The 20286-nt window shown below is 48.4% G+C and carries 20 protein-coding genes; 10 read left to right on the forward strand and 10 right to left on the reverse strand.

Annotated elements, in window-relative coordinates; all coding sequences use genetic code 11:
• Window positions 1–1000 (forward strand): cryptochrome/photolyase family protein (locus tag IQ219_RS04215; protein WP_194071826.1); only part of this gene is annotated, 1000 nt, incomplete at its 5' end.
• Window positions 1001–1047: 47 nt separating this feature from the next.
• Here IQ219_RS04215 and IQ219_RS04220 read toward each other — a convergent pair.
• Window positions 1048–3843 carry an A-adding tRNA nucleotidyltransferase gene (locus tag IQ219_RS04220; protein WP_194071827.1) on the reverse strand — a complete coding sequence of 932 codons (2796 nt, stop codon included), beginning with the start codon at window positions 3841–3843 and terminating at the stop codon, window positions 1048–1050.
• Between the two features lie 127 nt (window positions 3844–3970).
• Entirely contained in the window at window positions 3971–4750 is a 780-nt protein-coding gene (locus tag IQ219_RS04225) for a photosystem II S4 domain protein (protein ID WP_194071828.1), read from the reverse strand.
• A 131-nt stretch (window positions 4751–4881) separates the two neighbouring features.
• On the opposite strand from IQ219_RS04225, the gene IQ219_RS04230 reads away from it, so the two are divergent.
• On the forward strand, window positions 4882–5682 hold the full coding sequence (locus IQ219_RS04230) for an ABC transporter permease (RefSeq protein WP_194019654.1): 801 nt from the start codon (window positions 4882–4884) through the stop codon (window positions 5680–5682).
• 42 nt (window positions 5683–5724) lie between these two features.
• Here IQ219_RS04230 and IQ219_RS04235 read toward each other — a convergent pair whose 3' ends face one another.
• Complete coding sequence (locus IQ219_RS04235) at window positions 5725–6531, reverse strand: Rpn family recombination-promoting nuclease/putative transposase (protein WP_194071829.1); 807 nt, start codon at window positions 6529–6531, stop codon at window positions 5725–5727.
• A 138-nt stretch (window positions 6532–6669) separates the two neighbouring features.
• Between IQ219_RS04235 and hypA the strand changes: the two genes are divergently transcribed.
• The 6 genes from hypA to IQ219_RS04265 all read left to right on the forward strand — a co-directional run bounded on the left by hypA (window position 6670) and on the right by IQ219_RS04265 (window position 10800).
• Window positions 6670–7011 (forward strand): hydrogenase maturation nickel metallochaperone HypA, encoded by a 342-nt coding sequence (hypA, locus tag IQ219_RS04240; RefSeq protein ID WP_190599456.1) that lies wholly within the window; start codon window positions 6670–6672, stop codon window positions 7009–7011.
• A gap of 127 nt (window positions 7012–7138) precedes the next feature.
• Window positions 7139–7630 carry a DUF4079 domain-containing protein gene (locus IQ219_RS04245; RefSeq protein ID WP_190599455.1) on the forward strand — a complete coding sequence of 164 codons (492 nt, stop codon included), beginning with the start codon at window positions 7139–7141 and terminating at the stop codon, window positions 7628–7630.
• Window positions 7631–7642: 12 nt separating this feature from the next.
• The gene (locus tag IQ219_RS04250) at window positions 7643–8935 is read left to right on the forward strand and encodes a lipid-A-disaccharide synthase (protein WP_228016703.1); all 1293 of its coding nucleotides are present in this window, start codon (window positions 7643–7645) and stop codon (window positions 8933–8935) included.
• 169 nt (window positions 8936–9104) lie between these two features.
• Window positions 9105–9479: a 50S ribosomal protein L21 gene (rplU, locus tag IQ219_RS04255; protein ID WP_194071830.1), complete on the forward strand. Its 375-nt coding sequence runs from the start codon at window positions 9105–9107 to the stop codon at window positions 9477–9479.
• A 106-nt stretch (window positions 9480–9585) separates the two neighbouring features.
• Window positions 9586–9849 carry a 50S ribosomal protein L27 gene (gene rpmA / locus IQ219_RS04260; protein ID WP_194071831.1) on the forward strand — a complete coding sequence of 88 codons (264 nt, stop codon included), beginning with the start codon at window positions 9586–9588 and terminating at the stop codon, window positions 9847–9849.
• Between the two features lie 225 nt (window positions 9850–10074).
• Window positions 10075–10800, forward strand: coding sequence for a M15 family metallopeptidase (locus IQ219_RS04265; protein WP_194071832.1), 726 nt, complete (start codon window positions 10075–10077; stop codon window positions 10798–10800).
• Window positions 10801–10813: 13 nt separating this feature from the next.
• Here the strand turns inward: IQ219_RS04265 and IQ219_RS04270 are convergent, their stop codons facing one another.
• Window positions 10814–11278, reverse strand: a complete 465-nt coding sequence (locus tag IQ219_RS04270; protein ID WP_194071833.1) for a DUF29 domain-containing protein — start codon at window positions 11276–11278, stop codon at window positions 10814–10816.
• A gap of 96 nt (window positions 11279–11374) precedes the next feature.
• Window positions 11375–11806 (reverse strand): VOC family protein, encoded by a 432-nt coding sequence (locus IQ219_RS04275; protein WP_194071834.1) that lies wholly within the window; start codon window positions 11804–11806, stop codon window positions 11375–11377.
• 171 nt (window positions 11807–11977) lie between these two features.
• Between IQ219_RS04275 and IQ219_RS04280 the strand changes: the two genes are divergently transcribed.
• Window positions 11978–14002, forward strand: a complete 2025-nt coding sequence (locus tag IQ219_RS04280) for a DNA polymerase III subunit gamma/tau (protein WP_194071835.1) — start codon at window positions 11978–11980, stop codon at window positions 14000–14002.
• 36 nt (window positions 14003–14038) lie between these two features.
• Here the strand turns inward: IQ219_RS04280 and IQ219_RS04285 are convergent, their stop codons facing one another.
• Complete coding sequence (locus IQ219_RS04285) at window positions 14039–14263, reverse strand: hypothetical protein (RefSeq protein ID WP_190599448.1); 225 nt, start codon at window positions 14261–14263, stop codon at window positions 14039–14041.
• Window positions 14264–14457: 194 nt separating this feature from the next.
• Between IQ219_RS04285 and ileS the strand changes: the two genes are divergently transcribed.
• On the forward strand, window positions 14458–17328 hold the full coding sequence (ileS, locus tag IQ219_RS04290) for an isoleucine--tRNA ligase (protein ID WP_194071836.1): 2871 nt from the start codon (window positions 14458–14460) through the stop codon (window positions 17326–17328).
• Between the two features lie 133 nt (window positions 17329–17461).
• Here ileS and IQ219_RS04295 read toward each other — a convergent pair whose 3' ends face one another.
• The 4 genes from IQ219_RS04295 to IQ219_RS04310 form a co-directional block, all read right to left on the reverse strand.
• Window positions 17462–18331, reverse strand: coding sequence for an aldose epimerase (locus tag IQ219_RS04295; RefSeq protein ID WP_194071837.1), 870 nt, complete (start codon window positions 18329–18331; stop codon window positions 17462–17464).
• Between the two features lie 2 nt (window positions 18332–18333).
• Window positions 18334–18672 carry an antibiotic biosynthesis monooxygenase gene (locus IQ219_RS04300; protein ID WP_190599445.1) on the reverse strand — a complete coding sequence of 113 codons (339 nt, stop codon included), beginning with the start codon at window positions 18670–18672 and terminating at the stop codon, window positions 18334–18336.
• 143 nt (window positions 18673–18815) lie between these two features.
• Window positions 18816–19667: a bifunctional 2-polyprenyl-6-hydroxyphenol methylase/3-demethylubiquinol 3-O-methyltransferase UbiG gene (locus IQ219_RS04305; protein ID WP_194071838.1), complete on the reverse strand. Its 852-nt coding sequence runs from the start codon at window positions 19665–19667 to the stop codon at window positions 18816–18818.
• Between the two features lie 106 nt (window positions 19668–19773).
• On the reverse strand, window positions 19774–20286 hold a 513-nt coding region (locus IQ219_RS04310; RefSeq protein ID WP_194071839.1), incomplete at its 5' end, for a metallopeptidase TldD-related protein.

The raw sequence follows: 20286 nt of genomic DNA on the forward strand, positions 1-20286 counted from the left end.
GGATAATCGCAAGCCTGCCAAAAAGCACCTTTCTCCCCCCATGCCCCTCTCCTTTCCCCCCGATGGCATTACCCAGCAGGTGATCGAACGGGTAGAACAATTAAATTTGCCTGGCTATGGGCAATTAGCTGGTTTTCAATGGGGAGTCAGCCGTCAAGATGCTCGGCAAGGGCTGCAATACTTTATTGATGTCGGTTTGAATCAATTTGGTACCTACCAAGATGCCATGGTGATGGGGCAGAAAACCCTATGGCACAGCCTCATTTCTCCCTATTTAAATTTAGGATTGTTGACTCCATTAGAAGTTATTGAAGCAGTTACTAACGCCTTTGCTACCCAAAATATTTCCCTGAACAATGTCGAGGGATTTATTCGTCAAGTTTTGGGCTGGAGGGAATATATGCAAGGCCTTTATCAATGGGTAAATGAAGATTATGGTCAGAGTAATTGGTTTAACCATAACTTGCCTTTACCTGAGTTTTATTGGCAATCCAGCCAAGCCAAAATGAATTGTTTGACTACCGTTTTAAAACAGGTTGAACAGACGGGATATGCTCACCATATTCAACGGTTAATGATCCTCAGCAATTTCGCCCTAATTGTCGGTGTCAATCCTCAACAACTCCAGGAATGGTTCCATGCGGCTTTCATTGATGCCTATGATTGGGTAATGCAAACTAATGTGTTAGGAATGGGGCAGTTTGCGGACGGAGGATTATTGGCATCAAAACCCTATGCTGCTTCCGCTAACTACATTAATAAAATGAGTGACTATTGCCAACAATGTCCCTATAATCCGAAAGCCAGAACTGGCAAAGATGCCTGTCCTTTTAATTATTTCTATTGGGACTTTCTCGCACGACACCAAGAAAAACTACAGCACACTGGGCGGATGGGCCTTATTTTGGCTAATTTGAAACGTATTGATCCGATCGAAATGTCGGCAATGCAAAAGTTGGCAGAGGACTGGCGTCAGGCCCATGTAGGCCCATGCCCATAGCAAATTCCCAATCAAGGGACTCCGGGAAGTTAAAACAATACCTAGATTTAAACTTTTTTCGGTAAAGGATAATGGGCGTTGAGCCAGGCTTCTTCCTGTTGCCGATCGCCTAATTGTCCGTCTAGGCAGGCGTTCAATAAATCGGTCAGAATTTGTTTGAATTGAGGTCCTGGTTTATAACCGAGCGCTTTGAGGTCATGACCAGTTAAAAATGGTGACACATGGCATAATTGGCTGAAATAAAACCAAATTTGCTTTCTTAAAACCTTGTGCCCCCTGGCGGCGACTAAAAACAAATTGGCGCGGTCATAACCTTTCAACGTTTGGTAAATAACACTGGGTCTGGGACATTGTTGGCAACCAAGACTTTTGGCGATCGCCGTTTCCATGGTTTCCAGGTTAGCTAGCCCATCAATCATGGTCTTAGGTAACTGTAATCCCGTGGCAATTTTGATCCGTTCCTGTGGAGGTAAAGCCCCCAATAAAATACCTAGTCGTAGTAACCAATGCTCCAATTGTCGTTCTGGATCTAGCCAGCGTAACCAGCGGGATAAACAGCGCACTTGCCACCATAATTGCTCCGTTAGTTTTAGCTCTGGGTGGAGACATTTGAGGGCATCCAAATCCGCCAGCAACGTTAACGCTCCTTTCCAGTAGGGGGCTTTGAGGATAATAGAAAGCTCAGCCTTTAAACGGGTGGTCAAAGCCGGGGTGGGATGCTCCGTTAATCGCCAACGTTCATACACCCCACTGGCGATCGCATAGCGGATATAGGTTTCCGTTTGGGGTTCCAGGTCAAAACCGAGGCGCACCACAAAGCGGACAGCTCGATAAATACGGGTGGGGTCTTCAATGAAACTATTGGCGTGCAATACCCGCACCTGTTGGCTTTGCAGGTCGTTCATGCCACCAAAAAAGTCCAGCAATTTGCCAGGGCTGGGATTGGTGAGACGGATGGAAAGGGCGTTAATGGTAAAATCCCGCCGGTATAAATCCTGACGAATGGAACTGGCTTCCACCTCCGGATTAGCCGCTGGGTAGGGATAAAATTCTGTCCTCGCAGTGGCAATGTCTACCCAGAGGGAGTCTAGCTGGGGATCTTTATGCCAGAGCAAGGCCGCCGTTTGGAATTCTCCATGCACCGATAACCTCGCGCCGGGATAGTCCCCCTGCAGAGCTTGGGCTAATTCCACCCCGGCCCCCACATCAGCCTTGGTATGGAAACCGTCCACCACCAAATCAATGTCTTGGAAGGTAATATTTTGGTGTTTTTTTGCCCCCTGGGAATGGCGGAGCCATAGATCCCGCACTGCTCCCCCTACTAGATATAAATGCCAACCCCTGGCTTGGGCGTGGCAGGCCGCCGTGGTTAACAATTGCCAAGTGGCCGCCGGTAATTGGGTTTTTAAAAGTTCTAGTAAGTTGCCCTGACCAAACTTTGGAAGGGAAGTAGCCAGGCGATCGCCAAACCGTTCCGATTGCTCCTGTTTATCCTGCAATAATTGCCGCAGCACATCGGTGCGGGTAACAATGCCCACCAGGGTATCCCCCGCCATGACCGGTAAGCGCCCCACATCGTCGGCCACCATAATGGCTTCAATGCGAGGCAGAGGAGTGTCAGGATCGATGGTTTTAACGTTACGGGTCATATAACCTTTCACTGGGGCATGGCTGAAGCCGTGGTGCAGAGCTAAATCTAAATCCCGCCGGGAAATGATGCCCACCAATTTTTCCTCCTGGTTAACCACTGTCAAACCGGAATGGCCATAGCGAAACAAAATCCTTTGGGCCTGCTCAATAGTGGTGTGGGGTCGGATAGTCCGCACCGGGGAAGACATAAAATCCCTAGCCAATAAGGGTTTGGGAATTTGTCTTTGCAAACCTTGATAAATATCCGCCATGACCTCCGTGGGTTCGATATCCCGCAAATTCACCGCCGCCGCCTGGGCATGGCCACCACCACCATAGGGTTCCAGCAGTTGGGTTAAATCGGTATCAGGAATACGGGTGCGGCCAATGAAGGAAAAGCGTTGGTTGTTATTACTCGCTCCGGTTTTTTCTTGCTCTCCACTGCTTTTCGTTTTATCTTTGCCTTTGTCGTAAACATGACCCAGCAGTAGGGCGTCACATTCCGTCAGGGATAATAACCTTTCCGTGAGATGGGATAACCCTGGCACAAAGCTTTCTGTGGTTAATAAAACCGAACCAAGCCAATAGCCCCGTACCATTTCTTTGCGGAGATTGTGCATGGCTTCTGCAAATAAAAATTGTAGGGGAGGGGGAAATCCAGGGTCAGCGTACTCCCCAATCAAACGTAAATTGGCTCCCTGTTCCATCAACCAAGCCAGGGCTTTCACGTCCCGCACTGTGGTTTGGGTAAAGGTTAAACTGCCCGTGTCCACATGGATGCCCAGGGCCATCACGGATGCTTCCACCATGGAAAGGCTGATGTCCGTTCTTTGTAATTTCTCCACAATTAAAGTGGTACTGGCTCCCACCGCTTCCAGTTCCAAAATATTCGCCTCAATATCCCTGGGACTGTTGAGGTGATGATCGTAGATGGCAATCTGTTGCACATGGGGTAATGTTAACCAATCCGCCGCTTTGCCCAGGCGATCGCCTTGTTGATTATCGACAATGTAGAGGGAACGAATTTTATCGGAGTTAACGCTACGGAGTTCAATCAGGGGAAATTCATTACGATGGAGCGCTAAAAATTGCCGCACCGTGGGATGGGAACCCCCAGTAAGCACAATACGACTGCCAGGATGGAGTTTAGCTAGCCCCACCGCCGCTCCCAACACATCAAAGTCTGCCGTTTGGTGACAAAGGATTAAATCCATGGTTTTTGGGAAAAACTTCGATCACAGCCAAAGAGCAGCATGGCCTTTTGCCTCCAACAACGGTGGTATAAACTTTGACGCCCCGCCTACCGACCATGGCATCCCAACAAGTATTTGTGGGAAAAAATCAAATATATCGGGTTAATTGGATACGATAACGTTCCTTTTTGGTGACTGTAATTTCGCCTATTTCTAATCTACCTTTACCCCGATAGGTAACTAAATCCCCTGCTTTGAGGGCGTAGCTAGACTGGGTAATGGGCTTCCAATTAACCTGCACATTGCCCTGGTTGACTGCATCGGCCATTTTACTGCGGGACAAACCAAACCCTGCTGAAGCAATGGCGTCCAAGCGCAGGGACGCTTCCACGGTGGTCATTTCTTTAGTTTTGGGCGGGCGAATTTTTAACTCTTCCAGGGTAATAGCTTTGGCTTTAACGGGGACAGTACGCACCTGGTTTAAATGGAGACTGACAAATTCCGCCACCTCCGGCACCACGATCGCCTGGGCTCCCCGTTCTCCCAACAAAATAATGTCCCCCACCTTTTCCCGCACTAACCCTGTACCCAATAGGGCCCCTAAAAAGTCCCGATGACTGGCAGGATCAAAAAGAAAATTACCAGCTACATCCAGGGCCGTCAGGGGAATTTGCTCCGTTTCCAGCGGTATTTCCGCCCTAGCAATGGCTAACCTCTGCCGTTCGGCTTGGGGATAACCCCCCCAGGGTAAAAAATGTAATTCCGTTAGGGTGCCAAAACGAGCTTGAATTTCCGCAATCAGGGGCGGCGCACAAAAATCCGTCACCACCACTTCCCAGGTACGCAAGGCCTGTTCCGCCTGGTCAATTACCCTGGCGATCGCCTCCCGGTCTGGGGCTCCCTTCAACAAAGCTTCTCTTGGCAACATCGAGCAACGGCATTAACTGACAAATCATTGTGGTAACTTTGGTGGCCTGTTTGTCAAGGGGCTACAATGCGCCTATGTATTAACCCCCAAGGGCAGAGACAGTGTCAGTCCCTTTTTTGTGATCCCTGACGATGACCCAATCACCTATTCTGGCAGAATTAAGCTCCTGGCTCCGGCGATCGGGACAGGCGATTTTATTGTTGGGCAATACTACCTTTCAGCTTTTTACCGGCAGAATTGACGGACGCAACACCAGTCAACAGTTAATGTTTGTGGGGCCCGCTTCTCTGCCCATTACTCTGATCACCGCCGCCGTCATTGGTATGATTTTCACCATTCAGGTGGCCCGGGAATTCCTGGCTTTTGGGGCAGGTAGTGCGGTGGGAGGAATTTTAATGCTAGCCCTAGGGCGAGAGCTATGCCCGATTATGACAGCGGTGGTGGTGGCAGGACGAGTCGGCTCAGCCTTTGCGGCCGAAATTGGCACCATGCGCGTGACGGAACAAATTGATGCCCTTTACATGCTCAACACCAACCCAGTGGAGTATTTAGTTATTCCCCGGCTCCTGGCCTGTTGCATTATGGTACCCACCCTTAGTGTGCTGGCATTGGTCACCGGCATGATGGGAGGAGCGTTAATTTCCAGCAACGTTTACGGCATTGCCAACCAGGTATTTTTTGAGTCAATACAGACCTTTGTCACTCCTTGGGATATATTTTGTGGCCCCATCAAGGGCATTGTGTTTGGCGTTTTAATCGCCATTATCGGTTGTAACTGGGGTTTAACCACCAGGGGCGGAGCTAAAGGAGTGGGAGAATCCACCACCGCTGCAGTGGTAACTTCTCTGTTAGCAATTTTTGTGAGTAATTTTCTGATGTCTTGGATTATGTTCCAGGGCAGTGGTTCCGGTGCCGTGTTGATGGGTAATTAAACTTTTAACCTAGCTGATCGCCATTGGAGGGCCAAAAAATCCCTATAAATCAGGGGAGGAGGCTAAATTCTTAAGGGTATCGGCACTTAATCCAGTCAGACTGATTACCTCCGGTATTGATAGTCCTTTGTTGATTAAATTTTGGGCAACCTCTAGCTTGCCTTCTAGTTTGCCTTCCAACTTTCCTTCTAGTTTGCCCTTGAGCAAACCCCGTTGTTCTCCTTCCTGCAAAATTTCCTGATAAACGGCCGATTCTTTCATAATTTCGCTCCTTAGGATGGTCTTGATTAATTCTGACTTAACCCTTAATCCCCCAAAGATAGCGGCGGCGGTGGTCAAGTTGGCTTTCGTGCTTTTATCTTCAATTGTATCCAGGGTAAGGGCAACCTCCCGCAATCGTTCCGTAGCATTCTGGGTTTGAGTCAAAACCGCGAGGGGCAGGAGTCCAGGACTGGTCAAAAATGGCTCCGGTGATTCTTCCCACAAACGGATGACACGATAGCGATGGGTGGTTTCTCCCAATTGAAAGATGTCCTGATAAACCAAAGCAGAACTGGTTTTTTTCAGATAAATGACCACTTGATGCATGGCTTTGTTTGGAAACCTTCGATGGACCCGAACCCGATAGTCCAGCATCCGAAACCCCATAGTTTCATCCGGCTCAGTCTGAAATTCCAGGTGCAAGACCAAATCCTCCGACTGCTCCAAAATTAGCGCGTCCGCCCGAATTGGTTCCAAGGAAAGTTCCTTGGGGCTTAAGGTGGTGAGGGCCACAGGTTTACCCAGCAACCACATGGCATAGTCTGAGGAAAAGGTCTCTGCGAGATATTTACAAACGTTGTCAAACATTTCGACACTTTATCATTGATTGCTATGGTTTTCCTTGACTTTATGAGTCGAGCTAAATTTAAATTTTTTGATCTTTTGTGAACATTTAAACTTATTAAATAAAAATGTTTTTAAAAAGAATTAGTTGGAGTCAAGTTTATGCATGAAGTTAGTCTGATGGAACAAACTTTGGCGATCGCCATTGCCCAGGCGGAGGGCCATGGAGCTAGCAAAATTCACCGTTTAACCCTACGAGTGGGACAGCAGTCTGGGGTGGTGGCCGATGCCCTGCGGTTTGCGTTTGAAGTGGTGCGGCAAAACACCATAGCCGCTGAAGCTAGATTGGAAATTGAAGAAATTCCCGTTACCTGCCATTGCCAATGGTGCCAACAAAATTTCCAGCCGGAGGATTGGATTTACCGCTGTCCCCAATGCGACCAGATTAGCCAAACAGTACTGGATGGTAAACAATTGGAACTAGCATCTCTAGAATTGAGTTGAGCCTCGGCCAAGTTCCAACCCAGGTAAGAACCGCCGTCACCATGGGCTGTGTTAAATTTCTTTAAGCAACCGTAGCTCAGCTTTTCCCAAGCTAAATTAACTACGACCAATCATCAACTTGATTAAAATGATGTTTCCTCTACTGGCCCTTGAGATTCCTGAACCGGTCAAAATTTATGGCCAATTTGGCCATCCCATTATGATGTGGGCGCTGTTCTTTACTTCGGTGTATGCCATGTGGCTGGGCTTCCAGTCCCGACAAATTCGCTCCGCGGAACCGGAAAAGCGGAAGGAGTTGATCCAAAAAGATGTTAAGGGTAAGCACTTTATCCTTGGCTCCCTCCTACTTTCTCTGATGGTGTTGGGCACCATTGGCGGCATGGCTGTTACCTATATCAACAATGGCAAACTGTTTGTCGGCCCCCACTTACTCGTTGGTCTAGCTATGGTCGCTTTAATCGCTACGGCGGCGGCGTTGGTACCTTGGATGCAAAAGGGTAATGAAACAGCCCGCTTAACCCACATCACCCTGAACGTCACATTGATTGGTTTATTTGGTTGGCAAGCTTTCACCGGGGTGGAAATTGTCCAAAGAATTATTAGCAAATTGGGTTCCTAGGTCGTCACTGTTTTGCAAACTTTGCCCGTATTGACGAATCCCGTTGACGTTTTAATCCTGTCCAATGGCCCAGGGGAAGTGACTACCTGGGTCCGTCCCGTTGTCCATGCTTTACGTCAATTGCCGGCTGGCGATCGCCTGAGAATATCGGTGATGCTTTCCCCCTGTCCCCATGCCATGGGTAAGGAAGCGGAAGTGGTGCGTAGCTATGCGGAAGTGGATCGGGTACAGGACAGTGAACATTTTTGGAATTTCTTGCTCTGGGGTAAAACGGCGGAGTCATGGTCCTGGCATGCTCAAGGGGTGGTTCTTTTTTTGGGAGGGGACCAATTCTTTGCCCTGGCGATCGCCAAACGTTTAGGCTATCGTTCCGTGGTCTATGCCGAGTGGGATGCCCGCTGGCCACGCTGGATTGATGCCTTTGGGGTGATGAATGAGCAGGTGCGCCAAGCTTTACCCCAGGCTTATCAAGCAAAAGCCGCCGTGGTGGGGGATTTGATGGTGGATGTGGATGCCACTGATTCCCCAGTAGATCCATCGGCCAAACCGTTAATTGGTCTACTGCCCGGTTCCAAAGCTACTAAACTCAGCCAAGGGGTTCCCCTGGAAGTGGCGATCGCCGTGGAGTTAAAGAAAACCCATCCCCAATGTCAATTTGTGCTCTTTTTAGCGCCCACGGTGGATTTGGCCCAATTGCAGAACTACGGACAGGTTAAAACCAATCCCTTGGTTAGTTCCATGGGCAACATTGAAGTGGAAGTGGTAGAAAAAGAGGGGCAAGAACCTTATCTGTTGACAACAACGGGGTTAAAAATTGATATTTGTCGCCAATTCCCCGCCCTGACAACATTAAAAACATTAACCTTCGCCTTAACCACGGTGGGAGCCAACACCGCTCAATTGGGAGCTTTAGGCATTCCCATGGTGATTTTATTACCCACCCAACACACAGAAGCCCTCAAACATTTAGACGGCTTGCCGGGGTTAATTGCCCGCATTCCCTGGGTGGGTCCCCAATCCACTCGCCTGATTAATTACCTCATTGCCAAGAAAAAACGTCTTTTCGCCTGGCCCAATCTCTGGGCTGGTCGGGAAATTGTCCCGGAATTGTTGGGGGATTTAACTCCGGCTGGGGTGGCTAGTCAATTAACCCCCTGGTTGGACCATCCTGAACAGTTAGCCCGCATACGCCACCAATTACAACAGGTACGGGGAAGATCCGGAGCGGCGATCGCCATGGCGGAGTTAGTAATGCAACAAATTACAGTCCAGCAGGAACAAGGGGGCACCAATTTGACAAAGTAGCTACCAACTCAGACAATAGAAGATCGCTTGTCAACTATCCCGCTCGGATCAGGTTACGACAATCATCAGCAAAAAATGCCAAAGCTGAGGGGTTTTTCCTGAAATTCGTTGGAATAAATCGGAGAACTTAACGGCGGCATACCTGTACGGCAATCTACGCAAATAAATTATGAGTTACGCCATTATTGAAATTGGGGGCACCCAAGTTCGGGTCGAGCCCGGCCGTTTTTACGAGATCAATCACCTCGACGGCGCACCAGAAGACAGCTATGTTGTCGACAAAGTGTTACTGGTCAAAGACGGCGACAATGTCACTATCGGCCAGCCCTACGTCGCTGGGGCCACTGTGGAAGGGGAAATTCTCTCCCACCGTCGGGGTCGCAAGGTCATTGTTTATAAAATGCAACCCAAAAAGAAAACCCGCAAAAAACGGGGTCACCGTCAAGAGTTAACCCGCCTGTTGATCAAGTCTATTTCCCTCAACGGTAAGGCGATCGCCGAGGCCCCCGAAGTGGATGCTAAAACCCCAGTGGTGGCAGGTTAAGACTGACCAGCTAAAGCCGCCCAAATTTGGCTAAATTGTAGATTGGGCTAACAAAAAAGCCCATAACTACCCCACTAATCCAACCTAATCAGGATCATTAATAACCATGGCACATAAGAAAGGAACGGGGAGTACCCGGAACGGTCGGGATTCTAATGCCCAACGCTTGGGAGTCAAACGCTACGGTGGTCAAACCGTCACCGCCGGCAGCATCATTGTTCGTCAACGGGGCACCCAAGTTCACCCAGGCAACAACGTTGGTCGGGGCAGTGATGACACCCTTTATTCTTTAATTGACGGTGTGGTTAAGTTTGAGCACAAAACCAGAAGCCGTCGCAAAGTGAGCGTATATCCTGCCACTGCTGAATAAACTTTCATTCAGTTGAAGTTTTGAAAATCCTCCAAATTTTGGGGGATTTATTATTTTTGCCGTGGAAAATAGGATTACATCTTCACTTTTCACTAATCGGGCAAGCAATCTCCTAGTTATTCCGCCGGAGCAGGTAAGGCTATTTAAATGGTTTTTGGTAAATTTAAATAGATTTAAGCAACAACTTCAGACTTTGCAGACTGGTCTCCTTGATTTTTTCCGCCTATGAAGCCCTATCTTGCCGTCCCCATCCAGGATTGTGGTGAACCCCTCGCCCCCATCAATCTTGAGGGTGTTAAGTTGCTTAAACCCCACCCCTACGAAATATTAGGAGCGGATTATCAAGGGCGATCGCCCTATGTATTACGTACCGGAGTGTTAAAAAGATTAGGCCAGGCTCGTTTGACCTTAGCTGACATTGAACCGACCTGGGAGATTTTGGTCTTCGATGCCTACCGCCCGATCGCCGTGCAACAGTTTATGGTGGATCACACTTTTGCCGAAATTGTGGCTAGGGATGGTTTACAGGGCCAATCACTAACCACCGAGCAAAGGGAAAATATTTATCAGCAGGTCTACCAAATTTGGGCTGTGCCCAGTTCCAATCCCCTCACTCCTCCTCCCCACAGCACCGGGGCGGCTTTGGACATAACGCTACTGGATGGATCGGGACAACCTGTAGACATGGGAGGAGAAATTGATGAACTGTCAGCCCGTTCTCAACCCAATTATTATCAAACAGCCCAGGCAGAGAGTGACCCCCAAAGGGAAGAGTTTAAACTCTACCAGCAGCGGCGGGAGCTATTGAACACCATGATGGAAAGTGCGGGATTTCTACGCCATCCAGGGGAATGGTGGCATTTTTCCCTGGGGGATCAACTCTGGGCCTGGCAATATAATCAACAACATCCCGATCGCCAAAAGATTGCCTATTATGGCCGAGTTGAATAATTTTGAATATTGATCAGTTTTTATTGGAAAAATCTAGCCAAAATTTATCGTTTAACAAACTTTCTAGTTCCCCAGGAAAAGGAGACATATCTGGGAAAAATGTGTTGGGATAATCTTCTCTCATTGCGGCTAAAGCATCTTGGTAAGACTCAGGGAAAATTTCCAGCACAAACCCCTTCAGACTGGGAGAGCTTTTCAATCGTTTTTTAATTTCCTGACGAAAATTGCGAATTTCAATTTCCCACCCCCGAAAACACTCTGGACAATCGACAAAACAACGTTTCAATAAATGCTCTAGCAAACGGGATAATAAACTATCAACAGCGTGACGTTCATTTCTGCCCAAAGTTTCTATTTCCTCAATCAAATTATCCCAATCAACTTGAGAAAAATCCTGGCATTTTAAGAGCTTGGCTGTTTCCTTTATCCACAGGCTGAAGTCCTGCTCATAAAGTGTTTTTTGTTGTATGAATACCATAACTATTCAGCTCCTGGAATTTTCTTGATGCAACTACTTTTTGCCATCGAAATGAGTAGTTCTTAGCCCATAATCTTAAGTGATAAATATATCTGACTAGCGATCGCCAATGGCTACAAATTCCTTCACCCCAAAAATTGCTTCCCGGTGACGGTACCATTTAAATTCCAGGTAATTATGGAAGGGGTCAGCCAGAAAAAAAGTACGATGTTCTGTCAATTCGCCCCCAAAACGGAGCTTGGGCGGTAAATGATAGGCAATGCCCTGGGCTTCCACTCTTTCACAGAGGGCAAACCAATCCGCTTCAGCAGTGAACACTAAACCAAAATGCCGGGGATAGATGCTCTGTTGTTTTACTAACGGTTCCAGGGTAACGTGGGCCACCACTTGATGGCCATAGAAATCCAGAATTACCGCCTTATCGGTTTCCCTACCGGCCTTGGCCCCCAGGCGATCGCAGTAAAATTCCTTAGTTTTCGGAATATCATTAACGGGGATGGCGAGGTGGAAAATAATAGGGGCTGCCATCGGCATTGCACTCCAGCCTTACAAATAAATCGGCACTGACCCCCCCATTCTAAGCTTCTTGCCCCTTGTCTCTGCCGCCCCAGTCACAGGCTGTTAACTTGACCTCTTTTTTTTGCCTTTTGGAGTTAGGCTGAGAATCCCCCTGTTTGTCGATCGCCCGGTTACCCCGCCATGGCCTACGAACCTCTGCACCATAAATATCGCCCTCAGACCTTTGCGGACTTAGTGGGCCAAACGGCGATCGCCGCTACGTTGAGCAATGCCATTGCCCAGGAGCGCATTGTTCCTGCTTACCTGTTCACCGGCCCCAGGGGAACGGGCAAAACCTCTTCGGCGAGAATTTTAGCCAAGTCCCTAAACTGCATTGCGGGCGATCAGCCCACGGCCACCCCCTGCGGTCAATGTGCCACCTGTCGGGCCATTACCAACGGTTCCGCTTTAGATGTCATCGAAATTGATGCGGCTAGTAATACAGGGGTAGATAATATTCGAGAAATTATTGAACGGGCCCAATTTTCTCCAGTACAATGTCGGTATAAAGTATATGTGATCGATGAATGTCATATGCTTAGTACGGCCGCATTTAATGCTCTACTAAAAACCTTGGAGGAGCCGCCGGAACGGGTTGTTTTTGTTTTGGCCACCACCGATCCCCAGCGGGTGCTACCCACCATCATTTCCCGCTGTCAAAGATTTGATTATCGCCGCATTCCTCTAGAAGCAATGGTTAACCACCTGCGCTACATTGCCCAGCAAGAACAGATTCATATTGACGACCCGGCGTTGACCCTAGTGGCCCAAATTGCCAATGGTGGTTTGCGGGATGCGGAAAGTTTGCTCGATCAACTAAGTTTACTCCCCGATCTAATTACCCCTGATAAGGTTTGGGATCTGGTAGGGGCAGTGCCGGAGCAGGATTTGTTGACCCTCCTAGAGGCGATCGCCAGTGACGATGCAGAAACACTATTGGGCACCTGTCGGCAAATTTTAAACCGGGGACGGGACCCCCTGGTGGTATTACAAAACCTAGCAAGCTTTTACTTAAACTTACTTATTGCCCAAACTGCGCCCCAACGGTCGGATTTGGTGGCGGTGACAGCGGAAACTTGGCAAGCACTCTGCGGTCTGGCTCCCCAGTGGGAGAGGGGGGTAATTTTACAAGGACAACAAAAACTGAAGGAGAGTGAAATCCAAATTCGCAATACCACCCAACCCCGACTCTGGTTGGAGGTGACCCTGTTGGGCTTGTTACCATCAGCCTGTGCAGTAGCAACCGTTGCAACTCAGCAATCTTCAGCCAAAGCATCTGGGGTCCAACGGACAACCCAGGCAAAACCCAGTAATGTGGTCGCCTTTCCCAGTGGCCAGCATAACCGTCTGACGGTGGTGGATTCCCCCATTACCCCGCCGCCCCCCATTCCTGAAACCGTTGCTGTGGAACAGGAGGAAGTCGTAGATGACTCCAGCTCGAAGCCAACCAACTACCATGGCGACTTAGCTCAACTGTGGGCAGAAACCTTAAACAACCTAGGCGCCCTTAGTCAGTCCTTATTTAAATCCTTTGGTGCTTTAGTTGGCTTAGTGGGCAACAATGCCACTGTGAGTGTCACCACCCAACAATTGCTGAAAATTGCGGCTGGCAAAAAAGATGAACTGGAAGCGGCCCTGGGGCAGGCCTGTGGCCAATCGGTGAAAGTTAATTTGGTAGTGGGTAAATCATCGAATCCAGAGCAGTCTTCCGTTAGTACTCCTCCGCCCCCTAGCCATACTAAACCACCAGCTTTTACCCCGGAACCGAGTCATCCTCCGATAAAAACCGTAGCTTCTACTCCCCCTGCATCCCCACCGATCGCCTCTGGAACGGCCACCTCGGAAATTAAGCCTTCTCCCCGACGGGAATCCCATAGTCAGCCCAGACCAACACCGTCACCGGAACCAGTCACCGAAGCCCTTCCTCCAGAAAATATTAGTGAAACTGCCACCCGTAGGGCGATCGAGCAGTTTGCCAAAAATTTTGACGGGGAAATTGTGGCGTCCGATGCTACTCCCCAACCGGGGGGCGATAATGGCAATGATGTGCCAACAGCACCAGCCCAGCCTCCCATGGAGCACAACGGGCATCTTCAAACGAACCAACCCTCCGTGCTCAACCGACCGGCAATCGCCCCGGAGGAAGAAGAAGATTTGCCTTTTTAGTGCCTGTTGCTCAGGTCTGATTTCCCCTAACCAGACCTATGGCTTTTCGGCAAAGAAGCCCTTAACTTTTTCCACCCCCGTTTGCACATCCTGCCAAGACAGCTTGAGCAGGGAAAACACCCCCACAAATACCAGGGCAATGCCAATCAAAAAATTACTATCAGCCAAAAACAAACCCACAATGACAATGAAATAGGGGGAAAGAATAGCACTAACTTTTTCCACCACCTGGACGGTTTCGGTCTGTTTTGGTTCATTCATGGCCGGTTGTTCCAGAAAAATGAGCAGGTTGATAGACGATCATCCCTTGGAATTATACTGGCCCGCCAGGGGAGATCAAGCAAAGACCAGCCTATGGCGATCGCCGAAGGGGGAGTAAAACAGCGGTGGATGGGTTAGGAAAACGGGGTAAAATCAGCAAGTATTCCTATGCACAATTCTGCCCTAAAGCCACTGTGACTGAAGCCAAAAGTTATAAAGACACCGTTAACTTGCCCCAAACCCGCTTTGACATGCGGGCCAATGCCAGCAAAAGAGAGCCGGAAATTCAGCAATATTGGCAGGAAAAAGGAATTTACGCCGACCTAGCAGACCATAACCCCAAAGACTTGTTTGTGCTCCACGACGGGCCGCCCTACGCCAACGGCGCTCTCCACATGGGCCATGCCCTCAATAAAGTCCTCAAGGATATTATTAATAAATATAAACTACTACAGGGACACAAGGTCCATTACGTTCCCGGTTGGGACTGCCACGGTTTACCGATTGAACTCAAAGTTCTGCAAAGCCTAAAAAGCAGTGAACGGGCGGAGTTAACCCCTCTCACCCTGCGCCACAAAGCCAGGGATTTTGCCCTCAAAGCCCAGCAGGAACAGGCCGTGGGTTTCCAGCGTTACGGCATTTGGGGGGATTGGCAAAAACCCTATTTAACTCTGACCCCGGAATATGAAGCGGCTCAGATTGGCGTATTTGGGGCCATAGCCCTCAAGGGTTACATCTATCGAGGCCTAAAACCCGTCCATTGGAGTCCCAGTTCCCGCACGGCTTTGGCGGAAGCGGAGTTGGAATACCCCGAAGGTCACACCTCCCGCAGCATTTATGTTGGTTTTCCCATCACCGAGGCGGGAGAAAAGGCTACGGAAATTCTAGCGCCCTACATTGATGATTTAGCGGTGGCTATCTGGACTACCACTCCCTGGACTCTACCTGGTAACTTAGCCGTGGCATTGAACCCAGATTTAACCTACGCAGTGGTGCAAACGGAATCCCATATTTTCCAGAACAGTTACCTAATTGTGGCATTGGATTTGGTGGAAAAATTAAGTGAAACCTTTGGGGTGCAGTTAACCGTTAAAGCCACCCTCAAAGGGGAAGCCCTGGAAAATACCCAGTATCGCCATCCCCTATATGACCGGGTTAGCCCCATTGTCATTGGTGGGGATTATGTCACCACGGAATCGGGTACGGGATTAGTCCACACCGCCCCAGGCCATGGTCAGGAAGATTACATTGTGGGGCAACGGTACAGCTTACCAATTTTGTCCCCAGTGGATGGGGCCGGCAATTTAACGGCGGAAGCGGGGCAGTTTGCTGGTTTAAATGTGCTTAAAGATGCCAATGAAGCGATTATTAATGCCCTCCAAGACAAGAAAGCTTTGCTGAAGGAAGAGGCCTATGAGCATAAATATCCCTACGATTGGCGCACCAAAAAACCGACTATTTTCCGAGCCACGGAACAGTGGTTTGCCTCGGTGGAAGGTTTTCGAGATCAAGCCCTAAAAGCCATCAAAGAAGTTACCTGGATTCCTGCCCAAGGAGAAAATCGCATTACCCCCATGGTTGGCGATCGCAGTGATTGGTGTATTTCTCGCCAGCGGGCTTGGGGAGTGCCCATTCCGGTATTTTACGACGATGAAACCAATGAGCCTTTGTTAACAGAGGAAACCATTAACCATGTGCAACGGATTATTGCCCAAAAAGGGTCCGATGCCTGGTGGGAATTGACCGTAGAGGAACTGCTACCGGAAAAATATCATAACAATGGCCGTACCTACCGCAAAGGGGAAGACACCATGGACGTGTGGTTTGATTCTGGTTCTTCATGGGCAGCGGTGGCGGACAATCGGTCAGAGCTAAAATACCCGGTAGATCTGTACTTGGAAGGTTCCGACCAGCATCGAGGCTGGTTTCAGTCCAGCTTGCTCACCAGTGTGGCGGTGAATGGTATTGCCCCCTATAAAACGGTGTTAACCCATGGTTTTGTCCTCGATGAAAAGGGGCATAAAATGAGTAAGTCCTTGGGTAATGTGGTAGATCCTTACCAAATCATCAATGGCGGTAAAAATCAAAAACAGGAACCCGCCTACGGGGCAGACGTTTTACGGCTTTGGGTGGCGTCGGTGGACTATGCCAATGATGTGCCCATTGGTCAAGGCATTCTGAAGCAGTTGGTGGATGTGCGCAACAAAATCCGCAATACGTCCCGATTTTTGCTTGGTAATTTGCATGATTTCAATCCCCAAACTGATGCAGTGGCCTATGAAGATTTGCCAGAATTAGACCGCTATATGTTGCACCGCATGACGGAAGTATTTACGGAAGTAACGGAAGCCTATGAAAGTTTCCAATTCTTTAAGTTTTTCCAAACGGTGCAAAACTTTTGTGTGGTGGATTTATCCAACTTTTACTTAGACATTGCTAAAGACCGTTTGTATATTTCTGCCCCCAATGCTCCCCGCCGCCGCAGTTGCCAAACCGTACTCCAGTTGGCGCTGGAAAATTTGGTCAAGGCCATCGCCCCGGTGTTGTGTCATTTAGCGGAAGATATTTGGCAATTTTTGCCCTATGAAAAACCAGCGGAATCGGTGTTCCAAGCCGGTTGGGTGATGATGGATTCCCATTGGGTGCAGCCAGAATTAGCCCAAACCTGGGTTAAGCTACGGCAACTACGTACAGAAGTTAATAAGGTGATGGAATCAGCCCGTACCGCTAAGGCGATCGGTGCATCTTTGGAAGCTAAGGTCTTAATCCACACTAACGACGACCATTGGTCCCAATTACTACAACGTTATAACCGAGAAGAATCCAATCAGGTGGATACTCTGCGTTATTTGTTGTTGGCTTCCCAAGTGGAATTGTTGGAGGATACTGCTGGAATTAATACCTTGCAATTCAAGACTTCAACAGATGTGTTGACCCTAGGCATTACCAATGCAGATGGCCATAAATGTGAACGTTGCTGGAATTATTCCACTCAGGTGGGTAGTTTTAGCGATGACCCCAGCATTTGTGAACGGTGCAACGAGGCTCTCCAGGGAAATTTTTAGATCTTCATGCTCTGAATAGAGTTAATTGAACCATAGCCATAGTTCAAGGGATGGTTTTGGGGGTTTTCACGCCCCCATTCCTTAATTTGAAACTGCCAATAGGCTCTTAACTCAAGGGAAAAGGGTAGGAAAATTATTCCATTGACACCTGAAAATTCACCCAGGCAGAACGGGAAGAATAGGGTTCCACCCAGGCCAATTGCTCGCCGCTATTGAGGGCATTGCGGGGGGCACTCCAGGGTTCCAGGCAAAGATAATCTTTTCCCGCCACAGTCCAAAACACCAGGGTTTGGTACAGTTCACTGAAGCTAACTTCTATCTTTACATTCCGGTCTGGGTCGACAAAATTGGCCCTTGGCTGGGAGATTTGGGTAAAGGCTAAATCCAATTCCGGGGCAGTGAGGTCCAGTTGTCCATCATAGTCATGGCGATCGCCAGTTTTTTGGTCTAGGTAATCATCAGCGGGAATTGCCAACGTAACTCCCAGCTTCTCTCGGCAAAAAAAGTAGGGATGCAATCCGAGGGAAAAGGGCATCCGCTGATCGCCTAGGTTGGCAATACGTTGTTCAATGCGGAGATTATGGCCCTGGAGTTGATAGCTAAAAACTAGTTCAAATTCAAAGGGAAAAGCCTCGAGGGTGGCATCATTGTAGCTCAACCGTAAATCCAACTGGGCGCTTTCTTGGGTTTGCTGGCCGATTACTTCCCAGGGTAGATCCCGCGCAAAACCATGTTGTCTGAGGCGATAACTTTTGCCGTCGTAGTTGAACTGATCATGGGGCAGATTGCCGCAAATGGGAAATAAAATCGGGATTCCCCCCCGCACCGACAGGGATGGATCTTGAAACCGCTCTTCGTCAAAATATAGGACGGGTTGACCTTGAATGGTCCAATTGGTAACCAGACCGCCCCGCCCCGGCACGAGGGAAAGTCGAGCCAAACTTTGATCATCTTCCAGATGGTAGGTCAACGGGCGATCGGGGGTAAAACTAATGTTGTACATGGTTAGCAGAGCACCTTACCGTAGGCTTCCACCTCACTACAAACTTCGTAAATATTGGTAACCGGAGGAATATTGAATAAAGGGCCCATTTCATCCAAAATTTTGCGGTGGACTTCCGTTTGATTCGCTTCCATGTCTTCGATGGTATTCCAGAGGATCACAGCAATGCCTTCATCGGAATTGGGTTTTCTCAGTAGGAAGGCACCCTTAAAGCCGCTTTTATAGGTGGAAATAGCCTTTTCATACAACCGTTGGGCCTCCGCAAACCGACCGGGTTTAAATTCTCCGATCGCCACATAGGCGCATTTATGTTGTAGGCAGTCAAAAAATTCGGCGGACATAGTTGTTCTCTCCGGCGGTGAAGGGGCTTTACTTTACTTATACGCCTAGGCTTTGGCCAGCAAGACAAATTAGTCATTATTCTTAACTTTCCCCCTGCCCAGGGTAAATCCCCGTTACCACAATGGCGATCGTCCCCAGAAATTTAAGCAAGTTTTTGCCAAAGTTGAATTTCATAGCATAAATGATCCCGAAAAATATTCCCAGCCTGTAATCCTTCCTGCACCAAGGCTTTGGTTTGTTTACCTAAAAAGTAGTCGAAAATTTTATACAGGGGGGGGACTGCAATCCTAACTAAACTGGCCAAATAAGTTAAAGTTGAAACTCCAAAGGTCTGAAAACTTTGCACACAAAGATCCAGCGTTGGTACAATTTGTTGAGAAATATCATCACTGTCGAGCAGAATAAAACCAGCCTTTTCCATCACCATCTGCAATTCATCTTTAATCAAACAATTGGAAAACATTCCTGTCTGATACTGCGCATTTTTACGAAACATGTCAGCCAGTAGCACATAACCTCCTGGTTTCACCAAGAATTTCGCCCCATTGGCAATGGTATCTGAAGCCATATATTGGGTACTTTCACTAAAAAGCAACAAATCATATTTGGGAGCGGAACTAATCCGTTGTAAATCTTCTATAAATCCTTGGAAAGTGTTGCTATTAAAGCGAGCTTTACCTGCGGTCTTTTGTAAAAAATTGGACTCCTGAAAAGGATCTGGAGCAATGCCTTCCACTTGTAAACCTTTGCCAATTAGCTGACTGGCATTGTCCCCGTTGCCACACCCCACATCCAGTACGGTTTCTATATTCTGCGGTAAAAATGAAAGCAAATGGTCAGTATATTGCTCCTGGGCATGGCGAAGTTTTGCCATAGTTAAATCATCTTCTGTCTCCGGAACTGGTTGCCAATAACCATAGTGGAGATGGGAAGATCCCGTCAGATCTTGATAATACTGAAGCGCAGCGTTTTGGTAGCGAGTAACATTATTCATTCAATTACAGTACCATCAAAGCCTAAATAAGTAACCGTTGGGGAAATTCCTGGTCGGATTTTTTTCAATGGCAGTCAAACCAAAATTACGATGCTCAAATATAGCGCTAGGCAGTTATGGATACCCCATCTAAAATAATTGACGGAGTAGCACAGGAACCCTGCCAACGGCGGTCTGAACCCAAAGCGATAACCTGACTTAATAGTTCATAAACATTGCCAGAAACCATGGTGTCCTTCACCCTGCCGGTAATTTCCCCATTCTGCACTCGATAGCCCAAATCAACGTTGATGGAAAAATCACCGGAAATATCCGCTCCGCCCCCAAGGATTTGATCGACAACTAAGCCATTGCCCAATTTTTTCAGTAACTGGTCAAAGCTAGCGGTTCCCGGTGTGATTAGCATATTGACCAAACCCGGTTGGGGGGCACTGCCTAAGCTGGGACGAAAGCCATTCCCCGTGGTGGTTGTACCTAATTTTTCCGCCGTTTCCTGGTCCGTATAAAACTGGGCAATTTTTCCTTCTTCAATCAAAGCAAGTTTTTGGGTGGGGCTGCCTTCATCGTCAAAGGGGCAATCAAAGGGAATGGCGCTGGGATCTTGACTAATATGTAGTCC

This window comes from Synechocystis sp. LEGE 06083 (assembly GCF_015207725.1).
In the GTDB taxonomy this organism is placed as follows: domain Bacteria; phylum Cyanobacteriota; class Cyanobacteriia; order Cyanobacteriales; family Microcystaceae; genus Synechocystis; species Synechocystis salina.

Excerpts from the sequence above, each read along its gene's own strand:
- IQ219_RS04275 (WP_194071834.1), bottom strand. The coding sequence starts at position 11,806 with ATGGCAGCCCCTATTATTTTCCACCTCGCCATCCCCGTTAATGATATT.
- IQ219_RS04220 (WP_194071827.1), bottom strand. The coding sequence starts at position 3,843 with ATGGATTTAATCCTTTGTCACCAAACGGCAGACTTTGATGTGTTGGGA.
- IQ219_RS04225 (WP_194071828.1), bottom strand. The coding sequence starts at position 4,750 with ATGTTGCCAAGAGAAGCTTTGTTGAAGGGAGCCCCAGACCGGGAGGCG.
- hypA (WP_190599456.1), top strand. The coding sequence starts at position 6,670 with ATGCATGAAGTTAGTCTGATGGAACAAACTTTGGCGATCGCCATTGCC.
- rplU (WP_194071830.1), top strand. The coding sequence starts at position 9,105 with ATGAGTTACGCCATTATTGAAATTGGGGGCACCCAAGTTCGGGTCGAG.
- IQ219_RS04265 (WP_194071832.1), top strand. The coding sequence starts at position 10,075 with ATGAAGCCCTATCTTGCCGTCCCCATCCAGGATTGTGGTGAACCCCTC.
- IQ219_RS04295 (WP_194071837.1), bottom strand. The coding sequence starts at position 18,331 with ATGTACAACATTAGTTTTACCCCCGATCGCCCGTTGACCTACCATCTG.
- IQ219_RS04270 (WP_194071833.1), bottom strand. The coding sequence starts at position 11,278 with ATGGTATTCATACAACAAAAAACACTTTATGAGCAGGACTTCAGCCTG.
- IQ219_RS04305 (WP_194071838.1), bottom strand. The coding sequence starts at position 19,667 with ATGAATAATGTTACTCGCTACCAAAACGCTGCGCTTCAGTATTATCAA.
- IQ219_RS04280 (WP_194071835.1), top strand. The coding sequence starts at position 11,978 with ATGGCCTACGAACCTCTGCACCATAAATATCGCCCTCAGACCTTTGCG.
- IQ219_RS04285 (WP_190599448.1), bottom strand. The coding sequence starts at position 14,263 with ATGAATGAACCAAAACAGACCGAAACCGTCCAGGTGGTGGAAAAAGTT.
- IQ219_RS04230 (WP_194019654.1), top strand. The coding sequence starts at position 4,882 with ATGACCCAATCACCTATTCTGGCAGAATTAAGCTCCTGGCTCCGGCGA.
- IQ219_RS04235 (WP_194071829.1), bottom strand. The coding sequence starts at position 6,531 with ATGTTTGACAACGTTTGTAAATATCTCGCAGAGACCTTTTCCTCAGAC.
- IQ219_RS04245 (WP_190599455.1), top strand. The coding sequence starts at position 7,139 with ATGATGTTTCCTCTACTGGCCCTTGAGATTCCTGAACCGGTCAAAATT.
- IQ219_RS04300 (WP_190599445.1), bottom strand. The coding sequence starts at position 18,672 with ATGTCCGCCGAATTTTTTGACTGCCTACAACATAAATGCGCCTATGTG.
- rpmA (WP_194071831.1), top strand. The coding sequence starts at position 9,586 with ATGGCACATAAGAAAGGAACGGGGAGTACCCGGAACGGTCGGGATTCT.